Origin of the sequence: Flavobacterium sp. (genome assembly GCF_036405015.1) — a bacterium.
Classification (GTDB): Bacteria; Bacteroidota; Bacteroidia; order Flavobacteriales; family Flavobacteriaceae; genus Flavobacterium.
The window spans coordinates 14,018-30,427 of sequence record NZ_DASWYK010000069.1 but is presented as its reverse complement, the minus strand read 5'-3'; the positions used below and the strand labels follow the sequence as shown (position 1 = coordinate 30,427).

At 35.8% G+C, this 16,410-nt stretch carries 7 protein-coding genes; all 7 read right to left on the bottom strand.

Translation table 11 applies throughout. From position 1 onward, the window contains the following. Positions 1–37: 37 nt before the first annotated feature. The 7 genes from VGE71_RS05885 to VGE71_RS05855 all read right to left on the bottom strand — a co-directional run bounded on the left by VGE71_RS05885 (position 38) and on the right by VGE71_RS05855 (position 16,344). Positions 38–2,437 carry a sugar-binding domain-containing protein gene (locus VGE71_RS05885; RefSeq protein WP_331137480.1) on the bottom strand — a complete coding sequence of 800 codons (2,400 nt, stop codon included), beginning with the start codon at positions 2,435–2,437 and terminating at the stop codon, positions 38–40. Between the two features lie 156 nt (positions 2,438–2,593). Beyond that, positions 2,594–6,109, bottom strand: coding sequence for a malectin domain-containing carbohydrate-binding protein (locus VGE71_RS05880; RefSeq protein WP_331137479.1), 3,516 nt, complete (start codon positions 6,107–6,109; stop codon positions 2,594–2,596). A gap of 359 nt (positions 6,110–6,468) precedes the next feature. After that, positions 6,469–9,198, bottom strand: a complete 2,730-nt coding sequence (locus VGE71_RS05875; RefSeq protein ID WP_331137478.1) for an alpha-d-galacturonidase — start codon at positions 9,196–9,198, stop codon at positions 6,469–6,471. A gap of 256 nt (positions 9,199–9,454) precedes the next feature. Continuing rightward, entirely contained in the window at positions 9,455–10,339 is an 885-nt protein-coding gene (locus VGE71_RS05870) for a sugar phosphate isomerase/epimerase family protein (RefSeq protein WP_331137477.1), read from the bottom strand. Positions 10,340–10,505: 166 nt separating this feature from the next. Continuing rightward, positions 10,506–11,651: a sialidase family protein gene (locus VGE71_RS05865; RefSeq protein ID WP_331137476.1), complete on the bottom strand. Its 1,146-nt coding sequence runs from the start codon at positions 11,649–11,651 to the stop codon at positions 10,506–10,508. Between the two features lie 143 nt (positions 11,652–11,794). Then, the gene (locus VGE71_RS05860; RefSeq protein WP_331137475.1) at positions 11,795–14,545 is read right to left on the bottom strand and encodes a glycoside hydrolase family 78 protein; all 2,751 of its coding nucleotides are present in this window, start codon (positions 14,543–14,545) and stop codon (positions 11,795–11,797) included. A 233-nt stretch (positions 14,546–14,778) separates the two neighbouring features. Beyond that, positions 14,779–16,344 carry an MGH1-like glycoside hydrolase domain-containing protein gene (locus tag VGE71_RS05855; protein WP_331137474.1) on the bottom strand — a complete coding sequence of 522 codons (1,566 nt, stop codon included), beginning with the start codon at positions 16,342–16,344 and terminating at the stop codon, positions 14,779–14,781. Between the last annotated feature and the right edge of the window lie 66 nt (positions 16,345–16,410).

The following is a 16,410-nucleotide window of genomic DNA, read 5'->3' as shown; positions in this document are numbered from 1 at the left end:
GTTAAAAAAAACTTTGCGTCTTGGCGACTTTGCAAGATTAATTCACTTTTACTTCAACAATCGAAGCTTGTAAATTTCCAGAAGTCGCTTTCAACTTAATATTCTCTTTCTTTCCATTTGATTGAATAATCGCAACACATTTTCCATTAAAAAGCTTGCAAGAATTCGCTTTAAACGACTCTAAATTGGCTTGATAACCATTATCAACTCCAACTAATTTTCCTCCGCCCGTAACTTCAAAATTAACTAAATCCATTGCGTTGGGAACTAGATTTCCGTCTTTATCTAACATAGAAATTGCTACGTAAACCAAATCGTAAGTATCGTTTTTGATTGCGGTTTTATCTGCTTTTAAATCCAATTTAGAAGCTTCTCCAGCAGTGTGAATTTCCTTCTCTAAAACTGCTTTTCCGTTCTTTCTTGAAATCGCTTTTAAAGTTCCTGTTTCGAATTTCACTTTCCAAGAAACATGCAAATCATCATTTTGTTTTGATTTTTTTCCTAATGATTTTCCGTTTAAGAACAATTCTACTTCATCAGCATTATTATAATAAGCCCAAACATTAATTTCCTGATCTTTTTTCCAATTCCAATGCGGTAAAATATGCAAAACGGTTTTATTCGACCATTCGCTTTGGTACATATAATACACATCTTTTGGAAGTCCTGCTAAATCTACAATTCCGAAATAAGAACTTCTAGCAGGGAATGGGTACGGATCAGGTTCTCCGATATAATCGAATCCTGTCCAGATAAAAGTTCCCGCCATGAAGTCCTGACTTTTAATGGTTTTCCAGTTTTCTTCATGCGTCGCTCCCCAATATGATTTTATCTGATCGTAAGCCGAAACGGTCCAATCTGCATTTCCATCAAATGGAGCTCCGTGTTTTACTGGCCAAGCTTGAATAATATCCGACTGATCGTAATGTCCACGCGTTTCTAAAGCCGAAACACTTTCTGAAGCTAGTATTTTTTGTCCTTTAAATTTAGTTGGAAAATCTTTATAATCTTCATGTTTGTAATTGAATCCCAAAAGATCTAAAGCTCCCGATTGATAAATAAAGTTTTTCTCAATAACATTTTCTGTCAAAGCAGAAGTTACAGGGCGAGTCGTGTCTAATGATTTTACGATTTTAGCTAGTTCTCTCGTAATCGCAATTCCACTACTGTCAAATTGTTCTCTGATTTCGTTACCAATGCTCCACATCATAACCGATGGATAATTACGATCTCTTTTGATAAAATCTTCTAAATCTTGTTTGTGCCACGCATCCCAATCTTTGTGGTAATCGTTGGTTACTTTTTTCTTTTTCCAAACGTCAAAAGCTTCGTCTTGAACAATGAATCCCATTTCGTCACACAGTTGCATCATTTCTAAAGAATGTGGATTGTGAGACATTCTGATAGCGTTTACGCCCATTTCTTTCATTAAAGTCAGTTTTCTTCTAACCGCGTGAATATTTTCTACAGCACCCAAAGCGCCATTATCGTGATGCAGACAAACTCCGTAAATTTTAGTCGGAACGCCGTTTAATGAAAATCCTTTTTCTGAATCGAAATTGAAATATCTAAATCCAAGTGGTGTTTCGTAATTATCAACCAACTTCGATTTCTCGTACACTTTTGTAATGACTTTATACAAATACGGATTTTCTGTATTCCATAATTTTGACTGTTTTACTTCCAAATTATGAACCTTTTTTTCTGATGTTTTAGCTCCGATTTTCTCTGTTGAAGTCATATTCGCCACTTCAACATTTTTTGCGTCTACGATTGAAGTAACGAGTTTAAATTCTTTCGCAGAAGCGTTATCATTATCAATCGTAACTTCAAAATGCACTTTTGACTTTTCTGTAGAAACTTCAGGCGTAGTTACAAAAGTTCCCCACTTTCCTACGTGCAATTTCTCGCTCGCCACCAATCTCACATTTCTGTAAATTCCAGAACCTGTGTACCATCTTGAATTGGGCTGAGAATCGTTGTCAATCTTCACCGCAATAATATTCGATTTCCCGAAGTTTAAATACTGCGTCAAATCATATCCAAAAGAAATATATCCATTCGGACGTATTCCTAATGATTTCCCGTTTATAAATACTTCGCTGTTTTTAAAAACACCATCAAATTCAATTGAAACTGTTTTATTTTTCCAGTTTGCGGGAACAGTAAAAACTTTTCGATACCAGCCTTTTCCAGCAGGCAAAAATCCTTGTGCTTGCTTGGTTTTTGCATCTTTATCAAAAGCGCCTTCAATACTCCAATCATGAGGCAACTGAAGCGTTCTCCAATCTGATGCATTGAAATTCGAATTTATAGCTTCTGGATGTTCGCCTAATTTGAAGATCCAGTTTTTGTTGAAATCTTCAACAATTCTGGCTTGTTTTTGTGCAAAAATTGATACCGAAAACAATAATGCAAGTGTAATTTTTTTAAACATATTTTTATTTTTTCTCTCGCAAAGTCGCAGAGTTGCAAAGTAAATTAAACCATATAAGTAATATAAGATAATTTAAGTTTTGCTTAATTGAACTTATATTACTTATATGGTTGAAAAAAAAATTTGCGTCTTTGCGTTTTGCGAGATTATTTTTATTTACTGAAATTCGAAATTATCCAACAGCAATCCTTTCAAATCATCTCCTTCCAAAGTAATTTTATAAGTTCCTGCGTTGATATAACCTCCTGATGTTGTATTTAAAATTTTCCATTTTTCTGGTGAAGGGAAAAATTCAATCGTGTCATTTCGCATTAGAATTCCGTACGCATCTTCCATTTTGAATTTCACTTTCATTGGCGTTTCATTTCGGTTCATAAAACGGAAACGCATTAAATAAATTCCAGCAACACCTGGTTTCACTTCAAATTCGATACTGTTTTTTGTCTTTTTAGTGAACTCAACATAATCTGCTTTTTTGAAATTTCCTTTTTCAATTCCACTTCCTGTTGTTTTTGTTTTTTCTGCTTCGATGATTACAACTGGTCTTGAATCATCTTTTTCGCCCATATCATAAGTTGGAACAACTACAATTGTCGAAATTGTCTCGCCATTATCAAAAGCAACCTTCTCGCCTTTCTTTACTTTTTTAGTGAAAACATCAAAAGAAACTCCGTTGTTGTTTTTCGCTTTTTCTTCAATCTTTTTATAATCTGAAAGTCCTTTTAACGTCTTCGTTTTATCATCAACTAAAACAAAAATAGTCGATTCTTCTTTTGCTGTAAATGAACCTGAAGCTTTTGAATTAGCCGAAAACTGTAAATAATCTCCACCAAAAACTTCTGAAGGCAATTCGGTAAAAATGATTTCTGAATTTAAGAATTGCTTCGAATTGATATCTAGCCAAGAACCCATTTTAAAATCTTTAGCATCTAAACTTACATTCTGAATATTTCTTGGCGATTGATCCGCTGGCTTTACGTTTTTATCCTTTGTAGCAATCGCAATCGCAGAAATAATGGCTTGTCCTGCTTTTACATTCGGAAACGAAATCACGATTTTTCCATTGACACTTTTTACAGTAAAAGTTTTCTTTAACGCTTTGTCGTGTCCTGCTTCTGCCCAAATATCGAAATCTTTTAATACTGTATTATTATTAATGGCAACATCAAACAAACGCCAGCCTTTACAGTCTAATCCGCCACCAGTTCCGTACCAAGGTTCTGTGAAATATAGTTCAACTAAATATTCTCCGTCTGGTGCAGGAAATTCGTAACGAAGTTTATCTACTCCATATCTGAAATTCTGGAATAAAGCCTCATCTTTTGTACCGTTTACAGGATCGAAACTACTTCTTTGACTTGCGAAGAAATCTGGTAATTTTTTGAAATTATCTGTCCAAGATAAAGAACCCCAAGTATTTTCTCCGCTTTTATGCGTGTCTGTTAACCAAATATTTCCTGAATTATCTGTCAATTCAGAACCTCCACAATTTACTCTATAAACATAATTATAGCTTTTATTCGGTTTTAAAATATCTGTTTTATCTGCCACTAAAGATTCTAAATTTGGTGCTTTCGGAAGAGTATTCAAAACAATATAATCTTTGGCAACCGCTTTTCCGTTTACATATCCAACAGCGTATAAAACATTGTATTGAATATTGACATTGTTAAACTGAAAATGCTTTCCAATTCCTGGATTTTTTTGTTTTCCAAGTGAAACTTTATTCACATCATTAAACAATTCCACTTCATCGCAATTCGAATAAATATCGATTCCGTTTTTGATTCCGGCATTTTCCCAACGACTTGGCCAAGTATGCGAAACGATATACACCATCGGATTGGTTTTGTTTGAAGCGTAATTGGCGCGATACATATAAAACGCATCCAAAGGTTCACCCCAAATCGTAAAAAGTCCTTTGTAGTTTACGGGTCCAACTTTATCAATATCTCTAAATCCTTCTCCGTTTTGAACGCGTCCCGGATTTTCATGCGAAGCAAAAAGCCAGTTAAATTGTCCCGCAATTTTATCTCTCACCGATTCAGCTTCTCTCACTTTAATTTCCATTAACTGAGAAAAACGGTTTTCACTTAAAATCCCCTTTTGATCAAATTCGCCCTCAGTATGTAAATCGGCTGAACGCCACGCACCATATTCTCCGTTCAACAACTGAGTCGTCATTTCTAAATGATATTTCAACGGATCTCCGCCATAGGTTCCCGACCAATTTTGAACCACATTCCAATCTGTTCCTTCTCCTCCATTACAAGTCGTCACAATTCTTTGCGAAGCTGATAGTGGATCCATTTCGCGGATAATCTGCGTACATTCTTCGGCAAATGCTGCCGGAATTGTGCTTTCGTTCTGCAATCCCCACATAACAACCGATGGGCTGTTTCTTCGCTCTTTAACCCACTCGCGTAATAAGGTTTTGAAATTTTCTTTGAATTCTGGGGTATCATACCAAATATGTGCAGAAAATTGGCTCCAAAATAAGATTCCGTTTTCGTCTAATTCTTTTTGGTATAATAAATTATGAGGCTGATGTGCTTCTCTAAAAGCGTTAAATCCGCCTGCTTTAATCTGTTCGATTCTCGCGTGAATTTGTTCGTCTGAAAACGCATGACTATTTCCAATTTGATGTTCGTATTCACAAACACCGTTTATAAAAACAGGTTCGTCATTAATGAAAAAACGATTGTCTTTTCCGTCACGACTTACTGGCCAACTTACCCAACGAATTCCGTAAGGCGTTGTTAATTGATCGATTACTTTTCCATTCTCAGAAACAGAAGTAACTAATTTATACAAATACGGATTGGACGGCGACCACAATTTCGGATTTTGAATTTCTGGTAAAGTCAGCAAAACCGATTTTAATTCGCCTGCATTATTTTTAACTGTACTTTTTGAGCTTGTAACTTTTTTTCCTGAAGCATCAAAAAGAACATTTTCTATGATTAAATTTCGATCTGAACTTCCGTAATTTTTAATTTCTGTAGTCGTAAGCAAAATCGCTTTTTGTTTCGAAACCGATTTGTCATTCCAAATATGAACGCCAAAAGGTTCGATTCTAATATCGTTTGTAACTACTAAAGAAACGGGTCTGAAAATCCCCATTGGCTGAGAACCTTCTGAGAATCCCCATTCGCCAGAACAGCCACCGCAAACCCACGGAAGATCTGCAATAAAGGATGGATGCGATGCTTTTACTAAAATTTGGTTTTCTTTTTCTAAAGAAACTGCTTTGGTAATATCAAGCGTAAAAGTGGTTCGACCACCTTTGTGTTCGCCCACTTTTTTGCCGTTTACCCAAACTGTTGCATAAGAACTAACGCCTTCAAAAAACAAAAAAAGCTTTTTTCCTGCAGTAGTTTTATCGAGTTTTAATGATTTTTTGTACCATGCGGTACCGTGTAAATTTCCATGTTTTGTTCTTCTAAAACCATAATACTGATCCCAATTGTGAGGCACACTTACCTTTTGCCAATTGGAACCAGTTTTTGGATTTTCTACAAAATCTTCTTCTTTCAGCGGAAGATTATCCAGCATTACGGTCTCCCAAGATGAATTCAGCGAAATTTCTTTACGAACTGAACTTTTGCTCTGACTCCAAACAGAGCAAAAACTTGAGAAAAAACAAAAAATAAAAAAAACTATTCTGTTCATATTTTTAAAACCATATAAGGTATATAAGGTAATTTAAGTTTTCATTTCACGAAGTTTCCCTCGCTTTTTTGTCATTTCGACGAAGGAGAAATCTCCGCAAGTAACTCCGCATAGAAATGTCAACAATCTTTGTTGAGCTTCTTGTGAAGATTCCTCGTTCCTCGGGATGACAAGATTGTGTTTATTACTCTTGTTCGCGTGAGGGATGGCAGTGGAGCTCTTTTTTGAGGCGATTTTTCTTCGCCTCAAAAAAAGCGGGAACGTACAGCCCGACCCGGAGGGACACGCCCAAATTATTCTTTTTAATTCTAAACTTTATTTATATCTACAAGGTTTTGAAAACCTTGCAGGAACGTAGATTAATAAAACAACCAATCCACCGCTGCTTTCTCTCCTGCATCGATATATCCAACATCACGCGGTATAATGTTTTGATCAGCATCGATGAAACCTAAAATCAATACTTTTCCTTTTCCTAGATCTAATTTATTTTCGCCTGGCTGGAAAGTGTAGGTATGAATATTTACACGTGGTAAATCTTTCAAATTCATTGCGCTTGCTAAAATAACTTCAGCTTGACCGTGAGCATTTCCTGCAGCATCTGTTTCTAAACTTGGAGGCAATAAAAATCTCTTCTGATCTGAGTTGAAATAGCCAACCACTAATTTAACGGCTTTTGTATTTCTAAACTTCAAATGCGTTCCTTTTTCATTTTGATCGTTTTCTACAAACGAATATCCTCTTAAGTTTTGAAGTTCAGGAGCAATTTTTGTTAATTCAGAAATATCTGTTCCATAAACTTTTGTTCCAGTTTTTACTAAATACGTTCCCGGTTTTTCGTCAATAAAAGTTACTTCTGCCGTTTTCCAAGGTTTTCCTTCTTTGCTTTCTACTTTTCCATCTTTTGAAGATTTTAACTTGTCCAGATTTCTTTTGAAATTAGCTAATTCACGCTCATAATGAGGTAATAATTCAGCCCAAGTTTTATTGTTTCCGTCATCTCCTCCAATCGGAATTCTACGTTGTGCTGTCTGCATACTGTTGGCATAGTAATACGTATCTTTTGTTAGTTTTACCAATAATTCGTAATGCTCCAAACTTTTTTCTAAATGAGGCATTGCTTTGTCTAAATCAGTAATGTCATTTGAATAACTGTATCTTAAAACCAACAACGCAGCTTTTACTTTTTCTGAAAAGAAATCGGCAAAAGCCTTATAAGCATGCATATCATTTTTAAGACGTGCAAATTCTTCTTTATCTTTTGTTACACTTGCTTCGGCTTTGTCGATGGCTTCAACAGCTAATCTTCCGTGCTCTGTAATTTCAGCAATAATCTGCGTTGGAAGTTCGCCAGAATGTGGCTCTTTATTCCATTCTTTTTTAGCATATTCTAAAAGCAACTCTCCCGCTGGTCCACAAGATTCATGGAAACCTGGATATACTCTCCATTTCGACGGATTCACTAATTGGCTTTCGAACATTCCTAATAATAAAGTTTGTCTGTTTCCTTCTGTGATTCCGAAACGTCTTAAAGTTTTTGGAGCAATTTCTCCTGTTTCTTCGTAAGCTTTTAAAATATTATTTGCTGCTTCTTGAGTCGTTCCAAATTTTGCTGCTAAATCTTTATCCCAAAATTTAACCTCTTCGTTTCTGTCTCTTTTGCTGTCCCAAGCATATCTTGCCCAAGCTTTGTACCAAATCCAATCGCGATCCATTTCTAATAAACGTTCGCCCGATTTTGTTTTATCAGCAGAATATGGCCAATCCCAATAAGAAGCTTGCGGATATAAGTGTAATGCATTGGCTCCGTGTACGCTGTGCATTGCTTTTACCGTTTTTTGGATAAAATCTGGAGAACCGTATCTGAAAGGTTCTAAGTTTGCCAAAATGTGAACGTTCTCAATATGAATTGATTTTAGAGCGCTCAATTGCTTGTGCGTTTCTCCCCAAGGTCCACCTGGTGTATAAGTCGTTAAAGATTCTCCTGTATATTTACTTTCTGTATAAAGGTTTTTGTATAATGGAAGCGATTTTTCCATCACCAAAGGCCCGTCGGTATCGTGAGAACGCAAGATAATCGGTGGTTCTTCTGTTTTTCCTAATGCTTGCAAACCATCACGAACACCCGGAATAATCGTTTTGGTAAACCATTCTACGTCATCATCAACCGTATTGATTGCTTCTCCCAAACAAACCATTAAACCAACGTTTGGATATTTTTCGATAAAAGCGGCAATAGATTTTCTAGTATAATCAGACAACAAAGGCGTGATTGGTCTAGAACGATCTTGTGTTTTAATGTTATAATGCTCTGCAAAAGGCTTAGAAACAATAATGTTATAGAACATCTGAATTACCCAGATTCCTCTTTTATTCGCCTCAACTGTTAGGAATTTATAAATTTCTTCGTTCTTTTTAAAGTCTTCATCGCTTACTTCAACCGCAAACGGATATTCTTTCAATTTTACTAAAGAAGCAAATGGGTGTCCGTTCCATAAATACAAAGAGTTCATACGGTTTTCTACCAACATATCTAAGTATTTAATCCAAAGTGCTTTATCGTAAAACCATGGAAAAGTTTCTGGTGTGTACGGATATTCGTAAACATCACGTCCTGGAAGATAAACCGGTTTCTGCATTCCGATACAAGCGCCACGCAACACCATTTCTGGACTATCATCAATATTAATTTCTGATGGAAGCTGACCAGAAGTTTTGATTCTATCCGCTAATTCTAATGCTCCATAAAGAGTTCCACTTGCATCTGATCCTTCAATGTAAATTATATTTTTTTGAGTGCGAATTAAGAAACCTTCTTTCTTCGTTAATTTACTATCGTCGATTTTAGCACTTTTAGCATTCTTTTTCCAAAAGTCAGTTCCTTTTTCTCCAATAACAATTACTTTCTCTTTTGAACTTTTTAATTTATCTGCAGAAGCAACTGTAAAGCCTTTTGCAGAAAGCGTTTCTGATAATTTTTCTGCTCCAAATTTTGCTCTTGGCGAAGTGGCATCACTAACAATAGTAATGTTTTGCGCAGTCGCGAAAGAAACGTAAAGACATAAAAAAAGTAATTGTAAATATTTCATAGTATGCTGTTTTTTATTCATTGGGAATTCCCGTTAAGTTTGTCATTTCGAGGAACGAGAAATCTCACTCGGGAATCGACAAAGATTGGCGATATACTTTACGGAAATTCTAGTGTGATTTGCTTCGCCTATTCGCTATCGATCGGGTCTCCTTTCGTAGAAATGACAAAAATGATTTTTTTTGCCACAGATTAAATGATTTTCACAGATTACTTAAATCCTTTTAATCCTTTAATCTATGGCTAATATTCTTTATTTAATTCTGGAAAATTTTCTTCAAATAAGCTACGTTTGCTCCGTAATTGGCTTTTACGTTATGCACCTGATTAATGTCTCTTGAACGTTCTACAATCAGCCAACCGCTCCATTTCATTTCGTCCAAAGTTTGTTTGATTTTTGGCATATCAATCGCTGGATCGTTTTCTAACCAAAACTGATCGGTGTTTGAAGCGTGAATCTGAGCTAAATATTTCTTGCCTAAAATCTTTAATTCTGACGAAATATCTCTTTTGTTGTCTAAAGCATTCGCAAAATTGAAAGAACTTTTAATGTATTTTGAACCAACTTCGTCTAAAAGTTTTTTCTCTTCTGTCGCGCTTAACGAAGTTTCAATTGCGATTACACCTCCAATTTTCCCAACTTCTTTTCCTGCCCATTGCAATCTCTTAATTACTTCTGGACGTAATTCTGGATTCTTAACCAAATCCGTTTGTGTTCCTAATGGTAAATACGCCACTTTTACGTTCATATCTTTCATCGCTTTGATACAATCGTTAATCATTGGCGTAATCTCTCTTGTAGCAAATGATTGCGCGTAAAATCCAGACATGGCAATCGAACTCATTCCAACTCCCGTTTCTTTTGACTTATCTAAGAATTTTTGTCTTTCTACAGGATCGCCTAATTTGCTGTCAAAAGTTGGTCTGTTTCCTAGACCTCCCATGTCTAGTTCGATTCCGTCTGCTTTTATTTCAGCTGCTAAAGCAAAAGAACCTAGTTTTTGTCTTTTTAAAATCATCCAGTCGCAAACCGCCACTTTATATTTTTGCTTTTTGTTGGAGGACTGAGCCGTTGCACAGCTGTTGAATGTTGTTGATAGAACAACAAACATTGCAATTAATAAATGTTTTTTAGATTTCATGTTTATATTTTTTTCTGCCACAGATTTAAAGGATTATTTGGATTAAAAAATCTGCTGAATCTGCTGAATCTGCGGGAAAAAATTTTACTCTCGCAGATTAAGCAGATTTTGGAGATTAATGAGAATAAAAATCATTTTTAATCCTTTTAATCTGTGGCTTATATTTTTACTCTTCTTCCGCTTTTACAGCTGTCACCACTTTTCCTTCTTCACCTGGCCAAACACCATTTTTGATAGGAAGCGCTACTAATTTACTTGGATCAACTTTTACATATTTCAGTTTTTCTCTTCTCCAAGTGTACACGATATGCACCATTCCGTCTGAACCTTGAATCATCGAAGGATAAGAATATTGGCTGATTTTTGAATCTTCTAAAACCAAAGCTGCATTCCAGTGAATTCCGTCTTTAGAAACCGAAACATTCAAAGGCGTTCTTGGTCCTTTTGCTTCTTTTCCTGGAGGAAGAACGTGATTGTAAACTAACAAATGTCTTCCATCTTTTAAAGTTACCGCATCCGTTCCTGAGTTATTATTTGGAAGTCCAATTAACTCAACATCCGACCAAGTTTTTCCGTTGTCTTTTGAGAAAGTGCTGAAAATTGCTCTATTTCTGGTTCTTCCGATTGCTTGAATGCTTCCATCTTTGTGGAATAAAATACTCGGCTGAATCGCATTGATTTTTTGTTTTCCTCTTGGAAGAGTATCGCCCATTACCCAAGTTTTTCCGAAATCTGGAGTAGATTCCATACGAAGTCTCCAGCCGTCACCTTCGATACTTGAGGGACATAATAAAGTTCCGTTGCTTAATAAAACAGGTTTATTTTTGATTGGTCCTAAGAAACCATCAGGCATTTTTTTAGCTTCAGACCATGTTTTTCCGCCATCAGATGAAGTTCTGATTACGCCCCACCATTCAGATGGCTTTGGTCCGATTTTGTAGAAAAGCATTAAATCGCCACCCGGAATTTGATATAAAACTGGATTCCAAGTTGGTAATCTTGGCCCTTCTTTCATAACACCGTCAGCAACTTTTACGCCTTCATTCCAAGTATCGCTCCCTTTTGGTTTGATGGCAACGTAAATACAAACGTCAGGATTTCTTTCGTGAGTTCCTCCAAACCAAGAAGCAACTAAATCACCATTTGTAGCTTCGACAATTGTAATCGCGTGGCAAGATGGATAAGGCGCTTTATCGTAAACAAATTGATCTACGAGAATTCCTTCTTTCCAAGTCTTTTTTTCTAAAGCCGACTTACAACTTCCTAAAAGGAAAAGTCCAAACAAGACAAATGCTAATTTTGTTATCTTCATTCTTAATTGTATTATGAATTATTTTTTTCGACTATAAATATATACCTAACATTTTTTTAGGTAAAAATATTTATTAAGTGTAAAAATAACACTAAAAAATTAACAATGCATCCTGTACTGTCCCGAAATACTAAAAATGCAGCTTATTTAACGTTTATCGCATAATTTCCTGACGAAAGTGTAACGATAATCTGATTTTTGTCTTTAGAATATGCATAAGAAGTCTTATCCAGCTTCTGTTTATTGATTGAAACAGCCGAAATACCATTCGCTGGAAGATACACAACAGCAGAAGTATTCGCAGGAATTGTAATATTCCAAACTAAAGCTTTTTTATCCTTTTTCCAATCACTTTTAATTAAGCCATAAACCGATTCGTAAGAAGCATTTACATAAGTCAATCCAGCATTGAAATCTGGTTTCATGATAATTTGTTTGAAGCCCGGAGTTTCAGGATTGCTTTTGATTCCCGCCATATTTTCGTAATACCAAATCAATAAATCGCCCAAAAGCATAACGTGGTTTTGCGAGTTCATTGCTGGATCTGCGGTATTTCCGTTCCAAAGTTCCCAAATCGTGGTTGCACCGTTTTCAACCATGTAACCCCAACTTGGATAGGTTTTGTTTGATGCTAATTTGAAAGCCAAATCACCACGACCGAAATTGGTTAACGTTCGCATTAAAAACTGTGTTCCGATAACACCTGTACTTACATGACCGTTTTTCGTTACTTCAACTTCGTGCGCCAAATTTTCGAATATTTTGGTTTGAAGTCCGTCTGGAACCATTCCGAAAGTTAAAGGCAATAAATTGGCGGTTACCGTATTATTCGCGTAACTATTTTTATCTTTATTTAAATACTTGGCATTGAATGCTTTTTTTATTCTAGAAGCCAATTCTTCATAATGCTGGATGTCCTTTTCTGCATTTGAAATCACAGCAAACTTCTTCATGATGTTTAAAAGCTGGTAATAAAACGCGCTTGAAATCAATTCTCCATCCGTTAAACGAGCAGGATCTTTCGAACGAATTAATTCTAGAGATTCTGGCGGAACGCACCAATCTCCGTATTTATCTTTGGTCATTAAATCGTTAACCAGATAAGTTTCTTCCATATAATCCATCCATTTTTTCATGTATGGATATTGTTTTTCGACCACTTTTGCATCTCCAAATTGTTGATACAACATATCGGCAACCGTAATATAAGTTCCTGGCCAAGTGACATTATCGCCATAATAACGCCAAAAAGCTGGTGCAACATCAGGAAGTCCGCCATCAATAGTTTGCGAATTTTTAATATCGTCTAACCATTTTGCGTATAAAGTATTATTGTCGAATAAAAAACTTTCGCCATAAGCGCCTGTTGTTCTATCTCCCAACCAAGGCTGACGCTCATTTCTTTGCGGACAATCGATTGGCATTCCTTTATAATTCCCACTAATTCCCCACCAAGCATTCTTAAAAATCTGGTTCATGATTGGGTTTGATGAATCAAAAGTTCCAGTTGTCTGAATGTCATCATAAACGACTTTTCCAACAAAATTTTCTAAAGTTGCTTTTGTGGTAAATCCTGAAATTTCGACAAATCTAAATCCATGAAAAACAAAACGAGGTTCCCAAACTTCCTCTCCTTCGCCTTTTAAAGTATAAATATCCGTAGTTTTCGCATCACGTAAATTAGCAATGTATAACGAACCATCTGTCTGAAGCGATTCAGCAAATTTCATGGTGATTTTATCGCCTTTATTTCCTTTGACTTTCAATTGCAACCAACCCACCATATTTTGTCCCATATCTAAGATATAAGTTCCTTTTGGCGTTTGTTTTATCGAAATCGGTTTTACTTCACGCTTCACTTTCATATTCGCCGACATCTGTCCTTCGTAAAATCCGCCCGGTTCCTGAACATATTCGGCAGAAAGCCATTTTTTATCATCGAAATTTACACTGTTCCAACCTTTCATTTCTTTGCGGGCGTCATATTCTTCTCCGTCGTATTCGTTGTTTGATAAAATTGGTCCGTCGGTTGTGATTTTCCACGTGTCATCGGTTCTGATAACGTCTTTACTTCCATCAGTATATTCCACAAATAACTGCAAAGCCATTTTCGGGTAACCAAAAGTTTTGATTTTATACGGTTTATAATCCTGACGCATCGTAAAAAAACGTCCATTTCCTAAAATCGTTCCCAACATGTTTTTGCCTTCTTGCAACTGCGAAGTCACATCAAAAACATTGTATTTTACATTCTTCGTATAATCGGTCGGAACAGGAGCCAAAACTTGATCTCCAATTTTATTTCCGTTAATGTACAACTCATACAAGCCCATTCCCATGATATACACCTTGGCATTTTTGACTTTCTTTTTAAGACTGATTTCTTTTCGAAGATAACGCGCCGACAATCTTGAATACTGCGAAATACTATCACCTGGAGAAGTTTTTTCATAACCAATCCATCGTGTTGATTTCCAATCTGCATAAGTCAAAATCCCAATGCTGAAATGTGCATTTTCTTTCGATTGGATTTCTTCTTTATTCGCAAAAACAATTACTTTCCAAAAAACATCTTGACGGTCTTTTAATTTTTTTCCGTTATAAATTACATTTACAGAAGCATCACTTTGTACTTTTCCGCTATCCCATAAATCACCATTTCCGGCATTTAGTTTTTCTAAACTTGAAGAAGCTATAATTTGATAGGCAGTTTGTTTTACATCATTTACATCAGCTTTTATTTTCCAGCTTAATCTTGGTTGTAAAACGTCAATTCCTTCGGGATTGGTCAGCATTTCACATTTTAAATCACTTACAATGATTTTGTTTTGGGCTTTCGCCGAAGTTGCGAAGAGTGAAATGATTAAGGTAAGATGTAAAAAAAACTTTTTCATAGTATTATTTTTATCCTAACAGGTTTTTAAAACCTTTTAAGTATATATTTTTTCTTTTTTAAGCCAAAGTATTGTCATTTCGACGAAGGAGAAATCTCCGTAAGAAGCTCTATACAGAATATCGCCAATCTTTATGGAGTTTCTCGCGGAGATTTCTCCTTCGTCGAAATGACAAAAATGAGAGAGAAACTCAGCGTAAAATCCGTTTAATCTGTGAAATCTGTGGCGAATATCTACTTAGAAATTATTCGTTCCAATTTCTCAGAAAACGCAATTTCTTTTCCGTTTTTGAAAATTCTAAAACCTTTTCCTTTTTTATATTTTTCTCCCGTTTTGTCCCAAAAAATGGTGATAATATTGCCGTGATATAAAACATTATCTAAACAAAACCAATCCCATTTTTCTTGTGGAATCAACGGATTTACTTCAATTTTTTCATCAGCTCTCGGGCGTAAACCAACTAATCCTGTAATCATTAAATCATTAAAAGTCGAGTGATTGTAATAACGGCTTCTTTCTTTGTCGCCCATTAACCAATATCCAGTCGTTTCGTCTAAATATTCGCCAATATAAGGTTTTCCTCTGTAATACTGAGATTGAACATACAATTCCATTTGTTTGAAATAATCTGGTTTTCCAACAAAATTCTGACTGTAACCGTTTAAAACATTCGCCATAGCTGTCAAAGTTTGCGAAGTGGCAAAAGGCCAAATGGCACCATCCCACTCACAAGTTCCCGTTCCGTGAGTTCTAAAACGCGGACTTCTTCTTTCAGCTGTTGTTAAACCAAAAGGAGCCGAAAATCCTTTTTCATCTTTCACTTGTTCCCAGGCTTTTTCAAATCCTTTTCCTTTTTCAGGAAGATTAAAATACCACGGAATAAATCCGATGGCCTCGCGAACTTGTGCCAATGTATCTTTTTCTGTGAAAGTCTCAAAAAACTCACTTTTCTTATTCCACAATTTCGTTTCCACTAATTGTTGTAAGGCATCTGCTTTAGCTTTGAATTTTGTTTCCACTTCTTTATCGCCTTTCATGGCAGCCATTTTAGAAATCGCAATAGCATTTCCAAACATATAACTGTTAATCGTTGGTCTTGCATTTTGCACTTTACGTCCGCCACTTAAGGATTCTTCCATTCCATCTTTTACATCATGTTGCCAAAACAAACCATCCTTACGCTGACGGTCTTTCTCCCAAACAGCATAATCTGTAATCATGTCTGGATACAAATCCAATAAGATTTTTTCATCTTTATTCACCAAATAACGATTGTACAAAGCATCGGCTGTCCAACTGCTGAATTTATACAATTTGTTCATCGGTTTTCCCTCATTGCCTCTGTACCAGATTTTCACATCCTGCTCAATATACTTCGGATCATGAACCCATCTAAACTCATTGATATGATGCCCCACAGCACAAGCAATCAAATTGTATTTATCTGCGTACGAACGATCTACCAAAAACTCTGTAATTCCAAAACCAAGAGGTGTTTTCTTGATGTGTTTTCGAGCCGTCCACCAACGATAATAATAAATCTCCTCAAAATTTTGTTGTGGACATTCAAACAACGGAATATTCTTTTCCATCCAAGCCCAAGCACTGTCATTCGGAATGGCAAATTTTAAGTTTTCATCTTCCATCTTGTTGAAATAATCAACATAATGTTTGAAATCTTTTTCTTTTAAAATAGCCGATTTTCCCTGAGAATGTCCCGCACCCGATTTGCAACTGCTGTTTAAACACGTAATTACGATGGAAAGGGCTATTATTTTATGTTTGAAATTTGTCAACATTTAAAATTCAATCTTTTAAAGTTAAACCATATAAGTAATATAAGCTCAATTAAGCATTACTTTATA